This is a genomic window from Novosphingobium sp. DS6-6, assembly GCF_057784975.1.
In genome coordinates this window covers 154,197-173,167 of record NZ_JBYNTS010000001.1, presented here as the reverse complement: position 1 = coordinate 173,167, position 18,971 = coordinate 154,197, and the positions used below count along the sequence as shown (strand labels likewise).

The window sequence follows — 18,971 nt, the reverse complement described above, 5'->3', positions numbered from 1 at the left end:
GAAATCGATCCGCCGCAGCGCCTGTTGATGGGGCCGGGGCCGGTCAATGCCCATCCCCGCGTGCTACGTGCGATGAGCGCCGATCTGCTGGGCCAGTTCGATCCCGAAATGACCGGCTACATGAACCAGGTCATGGCGCTCTATCGCCCGATCTTCGGTACGCGGAACCAGTGGACCATGCTGATCGACGGCACCGCGCGCGCCGCGATCGAAGCGTCGCTCGTCAGCCTGATCGAGCCGGGCGAAACCGCGCTCGTCATCAATTTCGGGCGGTTCGGCCTGCTGCTGCAGGAAATCCTCACCCGGATCGGCGCGCGATTCGAAACGGTCGACGCGCCCTGGGGCGAGGTCGTGCCGGCCGAGGCCATTCGCGCCGCCGCGCTGCGCGTGCGGCCCCGCCTGATCTGCTCGGTGCATGGCGATACGTCCACCACCATGGCCCAGCCGCTCGATGATATCGGCGCCATCGCGCGCGACGTTGGCGCGCTGGTCTATGTCGATGCCACGGCCACGCTTGGCGGAATGGACATCGCCGCCGACCGCTGGGGCGCGGACGTGGTCACCGGTGGTCTGCAGAAATGCCTGGGTGGCCCCTCGGGCAGTGCGCCGATCACCATTTCCGATGCCGCTGCGCAGGCGATCTTTGCCCGCCGCCACGACGAAAAGGGTATTCGCGCCGCCGACGCGGTGGACGGGGCCAGGCCGCGCATCGCATCCAACTATTTCGATCTCGCCATGATCATGGACTATTGGAGCGAGAAGCGCCTCAATCACCATACCGAAGCGACAACGATGCTTTATGGTGCGCGCGAATGTGCGCGCGTGGCGCTGGGCGAGGGGCTGGAGGCGCGCTATCGGCGCCACCGCGCGGCAGGCGCCGCGATGAGCGCGGGCCTGCGCGCCATGGGCCTGACGCTGTTTGGTGACGACGCACACCGCATGGCCAACGTCACCGGCGTCTATATCCCGCAAGGCGTGGATGGCGAGGCCGTGCGCCGCATGATGCGCGAGCATTTCGAGATCGAGATCGGCACGGCTTTTGGCCCCCTGGTCGGCAGGATCTGGCGCCTGGGGGCGATGGGTTACAACGCCATGAAGCACAAGGTGCTGATCACGCTGGGCGCGCTGGAGGCCTGCCTTGCGGCACAGGGCGTATCGCTGCCGCTGGGCGCTGCCGTGCCCGCCGCGCTGGCCGCCTGGGACGCTGCTTGGGAAGACAGGGCCTTGGACGGGGCTTTGAATGGAGCCAGCGCGGCATGACACGCGATCTTGTCGGTTATGGCTCGGTGCCGCCAGCGGCCGATTGGCCTGGCGGCGCGCGCGTCGCGGTGAATTTCGTGATCAATTACGAAGAAGGCGCGGAAAACTGCGTACTCAACGGTGACGCGCTCTCGGAAGGTTTCCTGTCCGACATGGTCGGCGCCGCCCGCCATCCGGCCCGGGCCATGGCGATGGAAAGCCTGTACGAATACGGCAGCCGCGCCGGCTTCTGGCGGCTTCACCGCCTGTTCGTCGATCGCGGCGTGCCGGTGACGGTGTTCGGCGTGGCGGCCGCCCTGGCGATGAACCCGGCAGCGGTGGAGGCGATGCTGCAAGCCGGGTGGGAAGTGGCAAGCCACGGGCTGCGCTGGATCGACTATCAGGACGTGCCCGAAGCGGTCGAAGCCGAGCATATCGCCAAGGCCATAGCCATGCACGCGGCGTTGACCGGCAGCCGCCCGCTGGGCTGGTACCAGGGCCGCACCAGCCCCAATACGGCGCGGCTCGTGGCCCAGGAAGGCGGCTTTGTCTATGATGCCGACAGCTATGCCGATGACGTGCCCTATTGGGACGACCGCCACGGCCGCGCCCAGCTGATCGTGCCCTATAGCCTGGATGCCAACGACATGAAGATCGTGGCGCTCAATGGCTTTACCGAAGGCGAGCAGTTCTTCCGCTATCTGCGCGACACTTATGACCAGCTTGCCGAGGAAGGCGGACGGATGATGAGCGTTGGGCTGCACGGACGCATTGCCGGGCGCCCCGGCCGGGCGCGGGCGGTGGCGCGGTTCGTCGATCATGTTCTTGCCGACGGGCGCGGCTGGATCGCCACGCGGCTGGAAGTGGCCCGCCACTGGATAGCGACCCACCCCTATCGGGAGAGCGGGGCATGAAAATCGACGATCCGGTCTTGCTGGCCGAAGTGGAAGCGGTCTTTGCCGCTTATGAACGGGCGCTGATGGCTGACGATGTCGCCGCGATGGATGCGCTGTTCCACGATGCGCCCACGACCAATCGATATGGCGTTGGCGAAGTGCTTTACGGGATCGAGGCGATCCGCGCCTTTCGCAAGGGTCGCGGCGGATCGCCGCAGCGCCGGCTGGGCCGCGTGGCGATCACCGTCTATGGCGAGAGCTTTGCCACGGCCGATGCCGAATTCTTTCGCGAAGGGTCCGATCGGCGCGGCCGGCAGAGCCAGGCCTGGGTGAAGTTCGCCGACGGCTGGAAAGTCGTTTCGGCCCATGTCAGCCTGGAAGGGAACGGCCATTGACGGCCCTGTTCGAACATTCTCCCTGGGTGGAAGCACGCGCCGATGCCGCGCCCTCTTCGGGCGATCGCCATGCCGATCTGATGGCCGTGGTCCATGCCGCGACGCGTGCGGAGCAGCTGGCGCTGATCCGCGCCCACCCCGAACTGGCCGGCAAGGCGGCGATCGACGGCACGCTGACCAGCGCTTCGGCCGCCGAACAGGCTGCGGCCGGGCTGGACCGTCTGACGCCCGAGGAGTTCGCGCGTTTTCACCAGCTCAATGCCGCGTATCGCGCCGCGCATGCCATGCCGTTCATCATCTGCGTGCGGCTGACCGACAAGGCCGGCATCCTGGCGGCGATGGAAGCGCGCATCAGCAACGACACCGAAACCGAAATCGCCACCGCGCTCGCCGAAATCGGCAAGATCACGCGGCTGCGGCTGGAGGACATGGCATGACCCTTGCCCCATCTGTCGATACCGCGGCTCTTGCCGCCCTGGAAGCCGAGCTTGCGCGGCAACTCGCGCTGGTCGATTGCTTCGGCCCGGATTGGACCCGCCCGCGCACCCATCCCGATGGCCACGTCCATGACGTGGTCATCGTCGGCGGCGGGCAAAGCGGTCTTGCCGCCGCGTTCGGCCTGCGGCGGGAGCGGATCAACAACGTCCTCATCCTCGATGAAAATCCGGAAGGGTTCGAAGGCCCCTGGGAAACCTATGCCCGGATGATCACGCTGCGCACGCCCAAGGGCCTTACGCCGATCGACATGGGTATCCCAGCGCTGACGCCCCAGGCCTGGTTCGAGGCCAGCTTCGGCAAAGAGGCCTGGGACGCGCTCGACAAGATTCCGCGCGGGGTCTGGATGGCTTACCTGCGCTGGTATCGTCGCGTGCTGAACCTGCCGGTGCGCAACGACGCCAAAGTGATACGGATCGTGCCGGCGGGCGAGAGTCTCTATCGCGTGGCGCTGGCCGATGGCAGCGCGGTGCTGGCGCGCAAGGTGGTTCTGGCCACCGGCATCCAGGGTGGCGGCCAGTGGCATACGCCGGCGATGATCGAAAGCAGCCTGCCCCGTGCCGCTTACGCCCATACCAGCGAACCGATCGACTTCGCCGCGCTTCAAGGCAAGCGCATCGGCATTCTGGGCGGCGGCGCCAGTGCGTTCGACAACGCCAACTGGGCGCTGAACCAGGGCGTGGGCGAAGTGCACGTGTTCATGCGGCGCAAGGCCCTGCCGCGCATCAACCCGATCCGTTTCATGGAAAGAGTGGGGTTCACGGCGCGCTATCCCGCGCTTTCCGACACCGAAAAGTATCGCGCCATGGCGGCGTTCCTGGCGCACAACCAGCCGCCCACCAACGACACGTTCAATCGCGCGGCAAGCTGGCCCGGTTTTGCGCTGCACCTGGCCAGCCCCTGGGAAAGCGTGGCCTATGGGGATGGCAACGTCATCGTCACCACCCCGCGCGCGCGCTTTGCGTTCGATTTCGTGATCCTTTCCACCGGCCTGGTGTCAGACCCGCGGCTGCGCCCCGAACTGGCGGCGCTCGCCCCGCATGTCGCGCTGTGGGGTGACAAGGTCGCCATGCCGGAAGACCAGCGCAATGCCCTGATCGATGCCCACCCCTACCTGGGTCCCGCGTTCGAATTCACCGCGCGCACGGCCGAAAGCGCGTCGCTGCTGCACGGCCTGTTTGCCTTCAACTATTCCGCCCTGATCAGCCTTGGACTGTCAGCCTCGGCGCTTTCGGGCATGAAGCACGCGCTGCCGCGCCTGGTGCGCGGCATTGCCGACCAGCTTTTCCTCGATGATCGCGAAGCGCTGCTGGCGCAGTTCCTGGCTTATGACGAGGAAGAATTCATCGGCCGGTGGCCGCGCGATGCCGCGAGCGTGGAGGTTGCGGCATGACGACACTTTCCACCCATGTGCTTGATACCACCACCGGCCGCCCGGCGCAGGGCCTGCGCATCATGCTGTGGTCTGCCGACAGTCTTCTGGCCGAAGGCGAAACCGATGCCGATGGCCGCCTGCGGGAATTTCCCCTTCTCTCTGCCGGCGCCTATACCTTGGCATTCCATGTCGCGGGCTATTTTCGCGAGCAAGGCCTGATCCTGCCCGATCCGCCATTCCTCGACGTGGTGCCGATCCATTTCGGAGTCGGGGCAGAAGGGCACTATCATGTGCCGCTGCTGGCCTCGCCCTATGCCTATTCCACCTATCGGGGCAGCTGACATGGCGCTGCGATTTGTCTGCGATGGCAGCTGGGTGGAACTGCACGATGTGGCACCAGGCGATACCGTGCTCGATTTTTTGCGCACCCGCGCAGGCAAGACAGGCACCAAGGAGGGCTGCGGCGAGGGGGATTGCGGTGCCTGCACCGTCCTGGTCGGCACGCCCGAGGCGGCCGGAGCGGGGCTGACGTGGCGGGCGGTCAATGCCTGCATCCAGTTCCTGCCGATGCTGCATGGCAAGGCTTTGCTGACCGTCGACGGCCTCGGCAACGCTCTCACGCCCTTGCAGCAGACCATGGCCTCAAACGGTTCCTCGCAATGCGGGTTCTGCACGCCCGGCTTCGTAATGTCGTTGCATGGGCGCACGATCGGCGCGGTCGGTTGCGATCTGCCGGTGGGTGAAGTGCTGGCCGGGAACCTTTGCCGCTGCACCGGTTATGGACCGATTCTGGAAGCGGGCACTCGCCCTGCCGCGCATGGCCATGACGATGGCGCGCTTGCCGCCATGCTGCGCGAAGGCATGGCTACAATGCCGGCATGCGGCAGTGCCGCTCTGCCAAATGGCACGACCGCGCGGTGGTTCATTCCCGACAATGCCGATGCCCTGGCAACCCTGCTGGCGCAGTATCCGGGCGCCCGGATCGTCGCGGGCGCGACCGACGTGGGACTGTGGACGACCAAGAAGCTGGTCGATCTGGATACCGTGATTTTCTTGGGCGACGTGCCCGAACTCGGCACGATCGCCGAAACGGATGGCGGCCTGCGGCTGGGCGGGGCAGCGCGCTATGCCGATGCCCATGCGGCGTTGAGCCGGCTGACCCCCGAACTGGGTGAACTGGTGCGCCGGCTGGGCGGGCTGCAGGTGCGCAACGCCGGCACGATCGGCGGGAACATCGCCAACGGATCGCCCATCGGCGATGGCCCGCCGGCGCTCATCGCGCTGGGGGCGCAGCTGACGCTCCGCTCGGTGCGCGGGCGGCGCACCATGCCCCTGGAGGATTTCTTCGTCGCTTATGGCCGGCAGGACCGCGCGCCCGACGAATTCGTGGAAAGTGTATTCGTGCCGCGCCCGGCGCTGCATGCCGTGGTGCATATCTCGAAGCTTTCGAAACGCTTCGACAGCGATATTTCCGCCGTTTGCGGCGCTTTCTGCCTGACGGTGGAGCAAGGACGGATCACGGCGGCGCGCGTGGCGTTCGGCGGCATGGCGGCAACCCCGCGCCGCGCGTCGCGCACCGAAGCCACGCTGACGGACGCGCCTTTCACCGCCGATACGATGGCGGCCGCGGCCGAAGCGATCCGTGCCGACTTCACCCCGCTCAGCGACGTGCGCGGCAGTGCTGCCTATCGCCTCGAAGCGGCAGGAAACCTGGTCTGGCGGATGTGGCACCAGGCGCAGGGCACGCCGGTGCGCGTGCAGGAGGTGGCCCATGAATGAAACCATCGCGCTCACCGCAAGCCGGCCGGCAGAGCCGGTGGTTGGTATCGGCCACCGGCACGAAAGCGCGCATCTGCACGTCACCGGCAGAGCGCGCTATATCGATGACGAGGCCGAGCCGCCGCACCTGCTGCACCTCGCCTTCGGCGTTTCGAGCAAGGCCCGCGCCCGCATCGTGGCGATGGACCTGGATGCCGTGCGCGCGGCGCCCGGCGTCGTGGGCGTCTATACCGCGGCCGACATTCCCGGCGCCAACGACGTTTCGCCCGTTGCCGGAGACGACAGACTGCTGGCCGAAGACGAGGTGGTCTGGCTGGGGCAGCCGGTGTTTCTGGTAGCCGCGACAAGCCGCCGCGCCGCTCGCCAGGCCGCGCGCCTTGGCCGCATCGATTATGCGGCGCAGGAACCGATCCTGACCATCGACCAGGCCCGCGCCGCGCAGAGCCTGATCGAGCCGGCGCAGCGCATGGCACGCGGCGATGCACTTGCCGCACTGGCCGCGGCCCCGCACCGGCTGTCGGGCCGGCTGGCCATGGGCGGGCAGGATCACTTCTATCTCGAAGGGCAGGTCGCGCTCGCCCGCCCGATGGAAGACGGGCAGATCCATGTGCTTTCGTCGACGCAGCACCCCAGCGAGGTGCAGCATCTGGTAGCGCACATGCTCAATCTTTCATCGGCCGACGTGACCGTGGAAGTGCGGCGCATGGGGGGCGCCTTTGGCGGCAAGGAAAGCCAGGCCGCGCTTTATGCCGCAGCCGCAGCGCTGGTGGCGCATCATACCGGCCGCCCTGCCAAGTTCCGGGCCGACCGGGACGACGACATGGTGCAGACCGGCAAGCGCCACGATTTCGAAGTGGATTACGACGTCGGCTTCGACGGGGAAGGCCGGGTCACGGGCCTGCGCCTGCGCCTTGCCTCGCGCTGCGGCGCGACAGTCGATCTCTCGCCGGCAATCAACGACCGGGCGATGTTCCATGCCGACAACAGCTATTTTCTGCCGGCGGTCGAGATCGTGTCGGAACGGCTGAAGACCAACACGGTATCGGCCACGGCTTTTCGCGGGTTCGGCGGGCCGCAGGGCATGCTCGCGATCGAGCGGGTGATGGATGCCATCGCCGGGCATCTGGGCCGTGATCCGCTGAGCGTGCGCGAGATCAACCTCTATGGCCCGGGGCGCGACGTCACGCCTTATGGCATGATCGTGGCCGACAACATCGCCCCCGATCTGGTTGCCCGGCTGCGCGCCGACGCCCGCTATGACGCGCGGCAGCAGGCCGTCGCGCGGTTCAATGCGAACAGCCCGATCCTGAAAAAAGGGCTGGCGCTCACCCCGGTGAAATTCGGCATCAGCTTTACCACCACGCATCTCAACCAGGCCGGTGCGCTGCTGCACGTCTATGCCGATGGATCGATCCAGATCAACCACGGCGGCACCGAGATGGGGCAGGGCCTCTATACCAAAGTGGCGCAAGTGGTGGCGCAGGCTTTCGGCGTGGCGCTGGGGCAGGTGCGGATCACCGCGACGCGTACCGACAAAGTGCCTAACACCTCGGCCACGGCGGCCTCTTCGGGAGCCGATCTGAACGGCATGGCCGCGCTGAACGCGGCGCAGACGATCCGCGCGCGCCTGGCTGATTTCTGCGCGCGCACCTTTGGCTGCAAGGCGCAGGACGTGGTGTTCGAAGGCGGCATGGTGCGCGCCGGGGAACAGGCCCTGCCCTGGCCGACGCTGTGCCGCCGCGCCCACATGGCGCGCATTTCGCTTTCGTCCACCGGATACTATGCCACGCCCGATCTGCATTACGACCGCGCGGCGCATCAGGGGCAGCCGTTCTATTACTTTGCCTATGGCGCGGCGCTGGCCGAAGTGGTGATCGATACGCTGACGGGCGAACATCGCGTCCTGGCGGCAGACATCCTGCACGATTGCGGCCGTTCGCTGAACCCGGCGATCGACAAGGGGCAGATCGAAGGCGGTTTTATCCAGGGGCAGGGCTGGCTGACCGGCGAGGAACTGGTGTGGGACGATGACGGCCGCCTGCTGACGCACGCGCCCTCGACCTACAAGATACCGACCGCCAACGATCGGCCCGCGCGTTTCAGCATCACTTTGTGGGACGGGCAGAACCACCGGCCCACGATCCATCGCTCCAAGGCGGTGGGAGAGCCTCCGTTCATGCTGGCGAATGCCGTGTTTTCGGCGCTTGGCGCGGCCATTGCCGCATGCAACCCGGCGGCAGGCTGGCCCAGGCTCGATGCCCCGGCCACGCCCGAACGGGTCATGGCCGCGCTGGCGCGGCAAACGGGCAAAGCGGCATGAGGTGGTGGGACGTGGCGCGCCGATGGGCGGGCGAGGAACCCCTGGCGATGCTATCGGTGCTGGCGTGCGAAGGGTCTGCGCCCCGCGGCCCGGGCACGCGCATGCTGGTGGGCGCCACGCGCACCTGGGGCACGATCGGCGGCGGCGCGCTGGAATTCCGTGCGGTGGAGCAGGCGCGTCGCGCGCTCGATCTGCCGCCCGGGGCCTGGCGCATCCAGGACTATCCGCTTGGTCCGCTGCTGGGCCAGTGCTGCGGCGGGCGGGTGCGCCTGCTGGTGGAGCATCTCGATCCGCAGAGCCTGGGCCCGTTGCAGGGTATGGACGACGATGCCCTGCTCGTCAGCCATCTTTCGCCCGCGCGGATCGACCGCCACTGGACGATGGAAGGGCAGCCCACCCCGCTTTCGGCCCGCGCCGCAAAGCCGGTGAGCGGCACCCGCATTGTCGAGGCAGTGGGGCAATGGTGCCGCCCGGTCTATCTGTTCGGCGCGGGGCACGTGGGCCAGGCCATTGCCCGGCACATGACGGGCCTGCCGCTGCGGCTGTGCTGGTTCGATACCCGGCCGATGTTCGCCAGCGTCGACGGGGTTACGATCGTTCCCGAGGATACCGTCACCGCTTGCGTCGCCGAAGCGCCGGCCGAAGCGGCGATCGTGATCCTTACTCACGATCACGCGCTGGACTACCGCCTGACGCACGCGGCGCTGCAACGACCAGAGAGTGGTTTCGTCGGCCTGATCGGATCGGCCACCAAGCGCGGGCGGTTCGTGTCGCGCCTGCGCGCAGAGGGCATCGATGCCGCGGTGCCAGGCCGTTTGACCTGCCCGATCGGCATGGCGGGCATCCCCGGCAAGGAACCCGATGTGATCGCCATTGCCGTGCTTGCCCAATTGCTCCAATTGCCGGTCGAAGTGGCTGGAAAGGAACAGAAAGTGGCGACCGTTGCCTGAGCTTCGCGCGTTTCGCGGGGAAATCCTGTCGGTTGGCGCAGATCCGCTGCACGCGGCAGATGCGGTTGCCTATCAGGCTGACGGGTTGCTTGTGGTGGAAAACGGGATCGTGGTTGCGCGCGGCGACTATGGCGCCCTGGCGCCGCTTTTCGCCGGTGTGCCGGTCGTCCCGCTCGCCGGGCTTGTCGTGCCCGGCTTCGTCGATGCCCATGTCCACTATCCGCAGATGGACCGTATCGCCTCGCATGGCGCGCAATTGCTCGACTGGCTGGAGCGGCACATCTTTCCGGCCGAAAAGGCCTTTGCCGATCGCCGCCATGCCGATGCCATCGCGCAGGCCTTCCTTGCCGAACTGCTGCGCCATGGCACCACGTCGGCACTCGTCTTTCCCACCGTGCACGACGTTTCGGTCGATGCGCTGTTCGACGCGGCACTGGCGCGGGGGATGCGCGTGGCGACCGGCAAAGTGCTGATGGACCTGGGGCCGGAGGGCCTGCGCGATACGGTTCATGCCGCACGCGCGGAAACCGAAGCGCTGATCGCGCGGTGGGCCGGGCGGGGGCGCCTGTCCTATGCCATCACCCCACGCTTCGCGCTGACCTCGTCCGACGCCCAGCTTGCGCTGGCCGGGGAATTGCTGGCGGCGCATCCCGATGTCTTGCTGCATACGCATCTGGCGGAAAACCGTCACGAATGCGACGCGGTCGCCGCCCGGTTTACCGATGCGACCGACTATCTCGATGTCTATGACCGTTTCGGGCTGGTCGGCGATCGCGCCGTCTTCGCTCATGGCATCCATCTGTCAGACCGCATGTGCGCGCGCTTGGGGCAAAGCGGGGCGGGGATCGCGGTCTGCCCGTCTTCGAACCTGTTTCTGGGTTCGGGGTTCTTCCATTTCGGCCAGGCGGATCGCCACGGCGTGAAACTGGGCCTTGGCACCGATATCGGCGCGGGTACCAGCTTTTCGATGCTGTTCACCCAGGGCCAGGCCTATCAGGCGGCGCTGGCACGGGAGGAGCGGCTCGATCCGTTTCGGGCGCTTTACTTCGCCACGGCAGGCAGTGCACGGCTTTTGCACATCGATGGCAAGGTGGGAGGGCTCGCGGTGGGGCAGGAGGCCGATTTCGCCGTTCTGAACGACGCCGCCACGCCTTTGCTGGCACGGCGCACCGCCGGGGCGAGCCTTGCCGAACGGCTGTTCGCCATGCAGATCCTGGGCGATGACAGAGTGGTTGCGCAAACCTGGGTCATGGGCGAATGCGCCTGGGACCGGCGATGGGAAGGAATGACAGGTGACTGATATCGAAGCCTTCGTGCGCGGCCTGCCCAAGGCGGAACTGCACCTGCATATCGAAGGCAGCCTCGAGCCGGAAATGATGTTTGCGCTTGCCCGGCGCAACGGCATTGCCCTCCCCTATCCCGGCGTCGAGGCGGTGCGGGCGGCCTATGCCTTTTCCAATCTTCAGGATTTCCTGGACATCTATTACGCCGGTGCCAGCGTGCTGCTGACGCGACAGGATTTTCACGATCTGGCCAGGGCCTATTTCGATCGCGCGGCCGCCGATGGCGTGCGCCATGCCGAAATCATGTTCGATCCGCAGACGCACACCGACCGGGGCGTGCCGTTTGCCGAGGTGATCGAAGGCCTGCTTTCGGCCATGGCCGAGGCAAAGGCACGCCATGGCATGACGAGCGCCCTGATCATGAGCTTCCTGCGCCACCTTTCGCAGGACGCGGCCTTTGCCACGCTGGCCATGGCCGAACCCTGGCTCGACCGCATTGCCGCGGTGGGCCTCGACTCATCGGAAGTGGGGCATCCGCCCGAAAAGTTTGCGCAGGTCTTCGCGGCCGCGGCAGCCAGGGGCCTGAAACGCGTGGCCCATGCCGGCGAGGAAGGCCCGCCCGCCTATGTCCACCAGGCGCTCGATCTCTTGCAGGTCGATCGCATCGACCATGGCAACCGCGCGCTTGAAGACGATGCGCTGGTGGCGCGCCTGGTGGCGCAGGGCATGACATTGACCGTGTGCCCGCTGTCGAATCACAAGCTCTGCGTGGTGGGCGACCTTGCCGACCATCCGATCGACCGCATGCTGGCACTGGGCCTTGCGGCAACGGTGAACTCCGACGATCCGGCCTATTTCGGTGGCTATATCGGCGACAACTATCTTGCGGTGGCGCAGGCGCGCGGGCTTTCGCGCGACATGCTGGCCCGGCTTGCCCGCAACAGCTTCACCGGATCGTTCCTGCCGGCGCCCGACATCGCCCGTCATCTGAAAGAAATCGAGGCCTTCGTCGCGGCGCGTTGAAAGCGCGCAAAACGCGCGAAATCAGCCCAGTCGCTCGGGCACTTCGTGGGCCTGGCCGGTCAGCACCTCGACCGTGGCGACCGCTTCCCAGGGGAACACGAACCAGCGCTTGTCGGTGGTGCGGTCGATCGTCTGCACGGCATAATCGACGCTTTCCTGCGAAACCGTGTTGTTGATCATGACGGCAAAGCGCAGATTGTCCTCGATGCTTTCGTGCGCGCGCAGCAGGCGGCGCACGGCAGCGATGGTGCGGCCGGAATCATTGATGTCGTCGATAATGAGGATACGCTGGCCCGCCTTGCTCATCGTTGCCAGCTTGACCAGCAGCTCGTCGGCAAAGCCGGGCACTTTGGCCGACTGATCGATGGACAGCATCGGCACATCGAGAATCTGGCTCATGTAGACCGCCGGCACCAGCCCGCCGCGCCCGATGCCCACTACGAAATCGGGCCGCCAGTCGCCGGTTCCGACGGTTTGCGACAAAGTGCGCACGATCGCCAGGAAATCGTCATAGGCGATGTAATCGAAAACCGGCTGGGTCATGGCGAAGATCCCCTCGAGGCCGTGCGAACCGGCTCTCCCTGATTCAGGAAAGCCGCCCTTACAGCCTTGCTCAGCCAGGGTCCATATAGTCGAGCGAGGCAAAACTCGTCTGGATTTCCTGAAGCACGACATCGGCGGCATAGGATGTGGCGCGCGAGGTGGCGGTACACAGGGCCAGGGTCATCGGCTTGAGCACGGGATCGGTAAGCGGCACGAACGCGAGCTGGCCCCCGCGCACCTCGTTGGCCACGTCGAGCGAGGTCAGAAGCCCGATCCCCACCCCTTCTAGCACGAGGGACGTGATCATCTGGATGTTGTCGGACGATGCCCTGCGCTCCAGCGGCATTTTCGACGTACCGGCCAGGACGTTGACCTGCTGCGCCACCGCGAGGGGGGCGGCAGGCAGGATCATCGGCATGCCCGCGCAGGCGGAAAACCGGGCAGAGCCGCGCGCGGCGAACGGATGGTCGGCCGGCACCACGAAACCCAGGCGGATGTTGGCATAGGCCAGAACGGTCAGATCGCGGAAAGTCTGCGGATCGAAGCAAATGCCGAAATCGACTTCGCCGCTGGCGATCGCGCCGCGGATATGCTCGTTCGCCATGACCCGTACATCGACGGAAATGCCCGGATAGCGGTTGTGGATCGCGCTGATCCTGGCGGGAATGTAACCCTTGGTCAGCGCGTCCATGATCGCCAGGGTTACATGCCCGCGTTTCAGTCCGCGCAAGTCCTCGATCTGGGCACGAACTTCGGCCAGCCCCTTCTGCCAGCGGGTGCCGGCGGCCATCACGATTTCTCCCGCCGCCGTCAGTCGCAGGCCGGTGGGCAGACGCTCGAACAGTTGCATGCCCAGTTCCGCCTCGGCATTCAGGATCTGACGATCGATCGCCGATGCCGACACGTTGAGCTCGTCGGCGGCTTTGCGGATCGAGCCCAATCGGCCCACGGTCATGAAATAGCGAAGGAAGCGGGAAAAGGCCGGCATGTGGGAGCTCTATTTTTTGCAACGCGCTGTCACATTCATTGTGATTGATTGCAACGCAGCAAGTCTTTTAGCAAGCGTCGGACACAGAATATCGACCAGGGACGCATTTTGGGGCGCATGACAGTGGCAGGGCCGGGCAATCAGCAAGAGGCCGTCGAACGGCTCTTTGCCATGCGCATCGCGCCCGGTTCGGCGTGTGCACATTTCGCGCGTGCACATGTCGCGCGGGCGGTTGCCGGCGCTTTTCCGGCGCGCGAACTGGCCTGCGCGCGCCGGTGATGAAGCATGCCGGCATCCTGTCAATCGTATGCGGGGCGGCTGTCGTCCTGGGCGCTGGCCCGGGCTTCAGCACGGCCCCAGCACAGGCCGCCACGGCCGATCCGGCGGCCGCACGCCAATCGGCAGTGGCGGCCATCATGGCAAAAGCGGCCCGCAATCCGGGCGAACTGCGCCTGTTCCTGCAGCGCATGCCGAAAGGCGCAGACCTTCACAACCACCTTGGCGGCGGGATTTATGCCGAAGACATGATCGGCTGGGCACGGGAGAAAGGCTTGTGCCTGGCGGCGGACGGTGACGGCTTTGCCAAGCCGCCGTGCCCGCCGGGGACCGATCTCGCCAGCATATCCCATGCGCAGCCGCATGCGTATGGCAAGCTGGTCGATAGCTTGTCGACACGGGGATGGCAGGCCGGGGTGGGGGCTGATGCTGTCAGCGGCCACGACCAGTTCTTTGCCACGTTCGAACGTTTCGGCCCGGCGCTCGATGGCCGCGAAGCCGATGCGATGATCGCGGCACGGCGTCTGGCCGCGGCAGACGGGCTGCTGTACCTGGAACTGGATCACAATCCGCCCGGCCTGCTGGAAGCGGCGCTTGCGGCGCCGGCGCTGCCGCTCGACATTGCCGGATTGCCCGGGTTCTTCACGCAGGAGGTGCCGCGTCTGCATGCCCTCGTGCCGACGCTGCGCGCGCAGATTGACAAGCAGGAGGCCGCCGCCGCCGCCGGCATGGCCTGCGGTACGGCCAAGGCCGAGCCGGCCTGCAGCGTGTCGGTACGCTATCTGGCCATGGCCCTGCGTGCCGTGCCGCCAGCCGCGGTGTTTCGCGCCCTGATCCTTGCATTCGCGTTGGCGGAGCAGGACCCGCGCTTTGTCGGCGTCAATATCGCCCAGCCCGAAGACTGGCCGGTCGCGCGGGCCGATTACGATCTGCACATGGCGATGTTCCGCTTTCTCGCCGGGCGCCATCCCAAGGTCGCCATGGCGATGCATGCGGGCGAACTGGCGTTCGGCCTCGTCCCGCCGGCTGATCTGCGCAATCATATCGCCAAGGCCGTGGATGCCGGCGCGCGGCGCATCGGCCATGGCGTCGATATCGCTTACGAAGACAATGGCCGGCAGACCATGGCACGCATGGCTCGCGATGGCATCGCCGTGGAAATCAACCTTACCAGCAACGCGGTGATCCTGGGCGTGAAAGGCGCGGATCACCCCCTGGCGCTCTATCGGCGCCATGGCGTGCCGGTGGTGCTCGCCACCGACGATCAGGGCGTGCTGCGCACCGACATGACCAACGAATTCCAGCGCGCGGTGCGGGAGCAGGGGCTCGGCTATGCCGATCTCAAGGCGATGGCCCGGGCCAGCCTGGAATACAGCTTCTTGCCGGATCGCAGCCTGTGGCGCGGCGGCCGGCCGGGAAACCCGGTGGCCCCCTGCGCACAGACGATCGACGCGGCATCGTGCCGCGCGTTCGTGGCCACCAGCGAAAAGGCGCGTCTGCAGGCGGAACTGGAACGGCGGCTGGCGCTGTTCGAGGAGGAAGAGATTGCCGCCGATCAACGGATGCAACGCAAGTCATAAAAACAAGGCCATGCCCGGGAGGGGCGCAAAGACAGGATCATCAGCAACGGACGGCACGCCTGGAAATAGGGTGGCCGATCATGGGGGTTACCGAAATGAACGATTTGGAAATCACGCCGCACCTGCCGCTTTCCCGGCGCGGCACCCGGCGCGCCATCATGGCGCTGGCGCTTCTGGCCGGCACCGCGCTTGCCCGTCCGGCGCTGGCCGATCAGGCCGAAACCGCACCCGCGCCTGAAAAGACCGACGATAAGGAAATCGTGGTCAGCGGTTCGCTCGGCGCCCTGCCGCTGAAGAACGTCGGCTCGATCTTCGGTTTCGACAAGACTCTTGTCGAAACGCCGCGCGCGGCCTCGACGGTCAGTTCCGAACAGCTCGAACGGTTCGGCATCACGCAGATCTACGATCTCGTCAGCCAGGTGCCCGGCACGTTCACCAACTCGTTCTTCGGCACCGGCGGCTCGCTCGACATTCGCGGGACGACCGGCGAAGTCTATTTCCGCGGCATGCTGCGCCTCGAAAACTCGGGCAACTATCCCACGCCGATCGCCGCGGCCGACCGCATCGACATCGTGCGCGGGCCGTCCTCGCCAATCTATGGCCCGTCGAAATCCGGCGGTTACATGAACTTCGTGCCGCGGACGGCGCGTGCGGCCAACGGCACTTATGCCGCCAGCCCGACCGGCTCAATCAGCTATGATACCGGCAGCTGGGCGCGCAGCGTGATCCGCGCCAACATCACCGGCCCCGGCAAGATCGGCGATCACGAATTCGGCTACAGCTTCTATGCCGAAAACGAGGATTCGGGCAGCTATTACCGCAACATCAACCCGCGCAACCTGATACTTTCGGCCGCATTCGACACCGACATCACCTCGAACCTGCGCACCGAATTCGGCGGCATGTATCAGAAGTTCCGCGGCCAGCAGAACAGCGGCTGGAACCGCGTGACGCAGGACCTGATCGACAACGGCACCTACATCACCGGCAGCGCCAGCAATTTCATCACGCAAGCCGATGGCAGCCGGGTCGATGTCACCACCGACGGCGTGCTCAGCCGCGAGGAAGCCCGCGCCGCGAACCGTGGCAACGGCCTTGCCAACTTCGGTTCCTTTGCCTGCGGCGGCGGCGTTGGCGCCGGGGGCTGGACGGACGCCTGCCTCCAGACCAACTATCCCGATTCGGCGCTGGTCAATCCCGGCACCACCAAGCTCAGCATGCGCGACACGCTGACCGGCCCCAACGACAAGCTGCACAACGATCAGAAAACGTTCTACTTCGACCTGATCTGGCAGGGCCCGGGCAAGCTGCAGGTCAAGAACCAGGTTTTCTACGACGGTACAAAGAACCTCAACGAAAACTATTACGGCTTCTCGCAGAAAATCGATTCGTACGTTCTGGAAGACAAGCTGACCGTTTCCGATACTTTCACCATGTCGGGCGTAAAACTGTCGTACCAGGGTGCCGCGTCGCTGCGTTACACGCACTTCGAGCATGGCGATGACTATGACGTTGAGCTTTGGAGCCGCCCCGACATCACCGTGGGCTATACGCCGGCATCCACGCGCCTGCTTTCGACCGACTGCGACTGCAATTATTCCAACTATACCGTCGGTCATTACTACGATTTCGGTCTGGCTGGCCTGGTCGATGCCGATTTTGACTTCGGCCTGAACATCGTTGCCGGCCTGCGCTGGGACAATGTTCGCGTCAAATCCACGCCCATCATCGAAAAGATGGACCCTCTGAACACCGCGGGTCTGACCGAACAGACGGGCACCGACAGTGGTCTCTCGTGGAACGGCAGCATCTCGTTCCGCACGCCGATCGGTCTCGTCCCGTATTTCACCGCATCGCGGCAGACCAACCTGGTAATCGGCCAAGGCGCGCAGATCCTGCCATCAGCGGTAGCCTCGCGCAGTTTCATGGCCGCCACGCGCCTTTACGAAGCGGGGATCAAGGGCGAGTTCCTCGACAAGCGGCTTTATACCGCCCTTTCGGTCTATCAGCAGGAACGGACCGATCTGCTGGTATCCGAAAGCGCGCTGACCAACCAGTCGATCCGCACCAAGGGCGTGGAAGCCGAGTTGCGCTGGGCGATCGATCGCCATGCGCTGGTCACTGCCAGCTATACCTATATCGACGTCGTCAATATTTCCGCGCTTGGCAGCGGCGGCTATTTCAACTTCTTCGGCATTGGCGACATGACCAATGTCAGCGATCCGTCGCTCTATCTGGGCGGTGCACAGTATGGCCTGCTGTTCCCCAGCAACAATGCGCAGGCACGCCGCCCCGGCATTCCGCACAACGTCGTTTCGGCCACCGGTACCTATGCGTTCGATAACGGCCTGGCGGTGAACGCCGACATCAGCCACGTCGATTCGGTCTATTCGGGCTACAGCCAAAAGGTGCGCCTGCCGGCCTATTGGCTGCTCAATGTCGGCGCTTCGTTCACCACCGGCCCGTGGGTGATCCGCGCGGTGGTCAAGAACGCCAACAACGCGCGCTACTTCCGCGCGGTGGGCCAGGATCTGTTCGGGGCAAACGTGGTTCTGCCGCAGCAGCCGCGCAGCCTGCAGGCCACGATCCAGTACCGGTTCTGATCTCTCCCTCCCCGGCAGGGCGGTGTTCGCCGCCCTGCCAAATTCCTGCCGATCGACAGTTTGACGGAAAACACCGATGCTCCACGTAAAGTTGGTGCGCGCCGCGGCGCTGGCGCTGGCCATGGTTCTGGGCGCAAGCGCGGCCTGCGCCAGTCCTGCACCGGCTCTTTCCCGCGGCGTGGCGCAGGCCCTGCGCTGCAAGCCCGGGGCGCCCTGCGCCGCGCGCATTCCGGTCAAAGTGGTGATCGTCACCATGTTCGAGATCGGCAATGACACGGACGACGTGCCGGGCGAATTCCAGTTCTGGCGCGAGCGGCGCAGGCTCGACCTGCGGATCCCGTTCCCGCAATCGCATCACGATCTCTATTATGATCCGCAAAGCCAGATCCTGGGCATGGTCACGGGCATGGGTTCGATCCGCTCGGCCACGGCCACGCTGGCTCTGGGGCTCGACCCGCGGTTCGACCTCAGCCGCGCCTATTGGCTGGTGGCGGGGATCGCCGGGGTCGATCCCCATCAGGCGACGATCGGGTCCGCCGTCTGGGCGCGCTATCTGGTCGATGGCGATCTGGCGCATGAAATCGATGCGCGCGAAATGCCGGCAGACTGGAAAACCGGCTATTTTCCGCTTCATGCCAATGGCCCGCACGACAAGCGCCCGCAACCGGGCGACGAGGGCGAGGTCTATGCGCTCAACCCCGCGCTGGCCGATTGGGCCTATCGCCTGACCCGGGACGTCCGGCTGCCCGACAGCCCCGATCTTGCCGCCGCGCGCGCGCCTTATGCCGGCATGGCCGAAGCGCAGAAGCCCCCGCGCGTGATGACCGGAGACAACCTTGCCGCCATGACGTTCTGGCATGGCGCCCTGCTTACCGACTGGGCACATGACTGGGTCGATTACTGGACGGGAGGAAAAGGCGTATTCGTCACCTCGGCCATGGAGGAAACCGGCACGTTCCAGTCGATCGAATATCTCGCGCGCATCGGCCGGGCCGATCGCAACCGGGTGATGGTGCTGCGCGGCGCATCGAACTTCACCATGCCTCCGCCTGGCGAGAAGGCGGCCGATTACCTGCTCAAGGAAAACCAGAATTATTCGGGCATGCGCGCCTCGCTCGAAGCGCTCTATGCCGTGGGATCGCGCGTGGTCGATGCGCTGCTCGCCGATTGGCCGCGCTATGCCAAGGCGCCGCCCCGGGCAGATCCGGCCAGATGAGCCCCACCGC

17 protein-coding genes are annotated in these 18,971 nt (G+C 65.9%); 15 read left to right on the top strand and 2 right to left on the bottom strand.

Going from position 1 to position 18,971, the window contains the following annotated elements:
- The first annotated feature begins 27 nt into the window (after positions 1–27).
- From AC3EDY_RS00820 to AC3EDY_RS00770, 11 genes are read left to right on the top strand one after another with little or no spacing between them, the layout of a single operon-like run.
- A complete protein-coding gene (locus tag AC3EDY_RS00820) occupies positions 28–1,260 on the top strand; it encodes a pyridoxal-phosphate-dependent aminotransferase family protein (protein ID WP_488570836.1) in 1,233 nt (410 codons plus the stop codon).
- Entirely contained in the window at positions 1,257–2,153 is an 897-nt protein-coding gene (gene puuE / locus AC3EDY_RS00815) for an allantoinase PuuE (protein ID WP_488570549.1), read from the top strand. Before AC3EDY_RS00820 ends, puuE begins: the two co-directional genes overlap by 4 nt.
- Positions 2,150–2,530 carry an oxalurate catabolism protein HpxZ gene (gene hpxZ / locus AC3EDY_RS00810; protein ID WP_488570548.1) on the top strand — a complete coding sequence of 127 codons (381 nt, stop codon included), beginning with the start codon at positions 2,150–2,152 and terminating at the stop codon, positions 2,528–2,530. The genes puuE and hpxZ overlap by 4 nt, the downstream gene beginning before the upstream one ends.
- The gene (gene uraD / locus AC3EDY_RS00805; protein ID WP_488570547.1) at positions 2,527–2,967 is read left to right on the top strand and encodes a 2-oxo-4-hydroxy-4-carboxy-5-ureidoimidazoline decarboxylase; all 441 of its coding nucleotides are present in this window, start codon (positions 2,527–2,529) and stop codon (positions 2,965–2,967) included. The genes hpxZ and uraD overlap by 4 nt, the downstream gene beginning before the upstream one ends.
- Positions 2,964–4,418: an NAD(P)-binding domain-containing protein gene (locus AC3EDY_RS00800; protein ID WP_488570546.1), complete on the top strand. Its 1,455-nt coding sequence runs from the start codon at positions 2,964–2,966 to the stop codon at positions 4,416–4,418. The genes uraD and AC3EDY_RS00800 overlap by 4 nt, the downstream gene beginning before the upstream one ends.
- On the top strand, positions 4,415–4,741 hold the full coding sequence (uraH, locus tag AC3EDY_RS00795) for a hydroxyisourate hydrolase (RefSeq protein ID WP_488570545.1): 327 nt from the start codon (positions 4,415–4,417) through the stop codon (positions 4,739–4,741). The genes AC3EDY_RS00800 and uraH overlap by 4 nt, the downstream gene beginning before the upstream one ends.
- A gap of 1 nt (position 4,742) precedes the next feature.
- The gene (gene xdhA, locus AC3EDY_RS00790; protein WP_488570544.1) at positions 4,743–6,179 is read left to right on the top strand and encodes a xanthine dehydrogenase small subunit; all 1,437 of its coding nucleotides are present in this window, start codon (positions 4,743–4,745) and stop codon (positions 6,177–6,179) included.
- Positions 6,172–8,499: a xanthine dehydrogenase molybdopterin binding subunit gene (gene xdhB, locus AC3EDY_RS00785; protein WP_488570543.1), complete on the top strand. Its 2,328-nt coding sequence runs from the start codon at positions 6,172–6,174 to the stop codon at positions 8,497–8,499. The genes xdhA and xdhB overlap by 8 nt, the downstream gene beginning before the upstream one ends.
- Entirely contained in the window at positions 8,496–9,449 is a 954-nt protein-coding gene (xdhC, locus tag AC3EDY_RS00780; protein ID WP_488570542.1) for a xanthine dehydrogenase accessory protein XdhC, read from the top strand. Before xdhB ends, xdhC begins: the two co-directional genes overlap by 4 nt.
- Positions 9,442–10,749, top strand: coding sequence for a guanine deaminase (gene guaD / locus AC3EDY_RS00775; protein ID WP_488570541.1), 1,308 nt, complete (start codon positions 9,442–9,444; stop codon positions 10,747–10,749). The genes xdhC and guaD overlap by 8 nt, the downstream gene beginning before the upstream one ends.
- Positions 10,742–11,755: an adenosine deaminase gene (locus AC3EDY_RS00770; protein WP_488570540.1), complete on the top strand. Its 1,014-nt coding sequence runs from the start codon at positions 10,742–10,744 to the stop codon at positions 11,753–11,755. The genes guaD and AC3EDY_RS00770 overlap by 8 nt, the downstream gene beginning before the upstream one ends.
- A 21-nt stretch (positions 11,756–11,776) precedes the next feature.
- Here the strand turns inward: AC3EDY_RS00770 and AC3EDY_RS00765 are convergent, their stop codons facing one another.
- Both AC3EDY_RS00765 and AC3EDY_RS00760 read right to left on the bottom strand, forming a co-directional pair.
- Positions 11,777–12,298 carry a phosphoribosyltransferase gene (locus tag AC3EDY_RS00765; RefSeq protein WP_488570539.1) on the bottom strand — a complete coding sequence of 174 codons (522 nt, stop codon included), beginning with the start codon at positions 12,296–12,298 and terminating at the stop codon, positions 11,777–11,779.
- A 70-nt stretch (positions 12,299–12,368) separates the two neighbouring features.
- Positions 12,369–13,286, bottom strand: a complete 918-nt coding sequence (locus tag AC3EDY_RS00760; protein WP_488570538.1) for a LysR family transcriptional regulator — start codon at positions 13,284–13,286, stop codon at positions 12,369–12,371.
- 117 nt (positions 13,287–13,403) lie between these two features.
- Between AC3EDY_RS00760 and AC3EDY_RS00755 the strand changes: the two genes are divergently transcribed.
- From AC3EDY_RS00755 to AC3EDY_RS00740, 4 genes are all read left to right on the top strand, one after another.
- Positions 13,404–13,565: a hypothetical protein gene (locus AC3EDY_RS00755; protein WP_488570537.1), complete on the top strand. Its 162-nt coding sequence runs from the start codon at positions 13,404–13,406 to the stop codon at positions 13,563–13,565.
- On the top strand, positions 13,565–15,142 hold the full coding sequence (locus tag AC3EDY_RS00750; protein WP_488570536.1) for an adenosine deaminase family protein: 1,578 nt from the start codon (positions 13,565–13,567) through the stop codon (positions 15,140–15,142). The genes AC3EDY_RS00755 and AC3EDY_RS00750 overlap by 1 nt, the downstream gene beginning before the upstream one ends.
- A gap of 95 nt (positions 15,143–15,237) precedes the next feature.
- The gene (locus AC3EDY_RS00745; protein WP_488570535.1) at positions 15,238–17,745 is read left to right on the top strand and encodes a TonB-dependent siderophore receptor; all 2,508 of its coding nucleotides are present in this window, start codon (positions 15,238–15,240) and stop codon (positions 17,743–17,745) included.
- 76 nt (positions 17,746–17,821) lie between these two features.
- On the top strand, positions 17,822–18,961 hold the full coding sequence (locus tag AC3EDY_RS00740) for a purine nucleoside permease (protein WP_488570534.1): 1,140 nt from the start codon (positions 17,822–17,824) through the stop codon (positions 18,959–18,961).
- Positions 18,962–18,971 lie beyond the last annotated feature (10 nt).

What these genes read in the sequence shown, in the direction of transcription:
- AC3EDY_RS00820 (WP_488570836.1), top strand. Translation starts at nt 28, where the DNA reads ATGGGGCCGGGGCCGGTCAATGCCCATCCCCGCGTGCTACGTGCGATG.
- puuE (WP_488570549.1), top strand. Translation starts at nt 1,257, where the DNA reads ATGACACGCGATCTTGTCGGTTATGGCTCGGTGCCGCCAGCGGCCGAT.
- hpxZ (WP_488570548.1), top strand. Translation starts at nt 2,150, where the DNA reads ATGAAAATCGACGATCCGGTCTTGCTGGCCGAAGTGGAAGCGGTCTTT.
- AC3EDY_RS00800 (WP_488570546.1), top strand. Translation starts at nt 2,964, where the DNA reads ATGACCCTTGCCCCATCTGTCGATACCGCGGCTCTTGCCGCCCTGGAA.
- uraH (WP_488570545.1), top strand. Translation starts at nt 4,415, where the DNA reads ATGACGACACTTTCCACCCATGTGCTTGATACCACCACCGGCCGCCCG.
- xdhA (WP_488570544.1), top strand. Translation starts at nt 4,743, where the DNA reads ATGGCGCTGCGATTTGTCTGCGATGGCAGCTGGGTGGAACTGCACGAT.
- xdhB (WP_488570543.1), top strand. Translation starts at nt 6,172, where the DNA reads ATGAATGAAACCATCGCGCTCACCGCAAGCCGGCCGGCAGAGCCGGTG.
- xdhC (WP_488570542.1), top strand. Translation starts at nt 8,496, where the DNA reads ATGAGGTGGTGGGACGTGGCGCGCCGATGGGCGGGCGAGGAACCCCTG.
- AC3EDY_RS00765 (WP_488570539.1), bottom strand. Translation starts at nt 12,298, where the DNA reads ATGACCCAGCCGGTTTTCGATTACATCGCCTATGACGATTTCCTGGCG.
- AC3EDY_RS00760 (WP_488570538.1), bottom strand. Translation starts at nt 13,286, where the DNA reads ATGCCGGCCTTTTCCCGCTTCCTTCGCTATTTCATGACCGTGGGCCGA.
- AC3EDY_RS00755 (WP_488570537.1), top strand. Translation starts at nt 13,404, where the DNA reads ATGACAGTGGCAGGGCCGGGCAATCAGCAAGAGGCCGTCGAACGGCTC.
- AC3EDY_RS00750 (WP_488570536.1), top strand. Translation starts at nt 13,565, where the DNA reads ATGAAGCATGCCGGCATCCTGTCAATCGTATGCGGGGCGGCTGTCGTC.
- AC3EDY_RS00745 (WP_488570535.1), top strand. Translation starts at nt 15,238, where the DNA reads ATGAACGATTTGGAAATCACGCCGCACCTGCCGCTTTCCCGGCGCGGC.
- AC3EDY_RS00740 (WP_488570534.1), top strand. Translation starts at nt 17,822, where the DNA reads ATGCTCCACGTAAAGTTGGTGCGCGCCGCGGCGCTGGCGCTGGCCATG.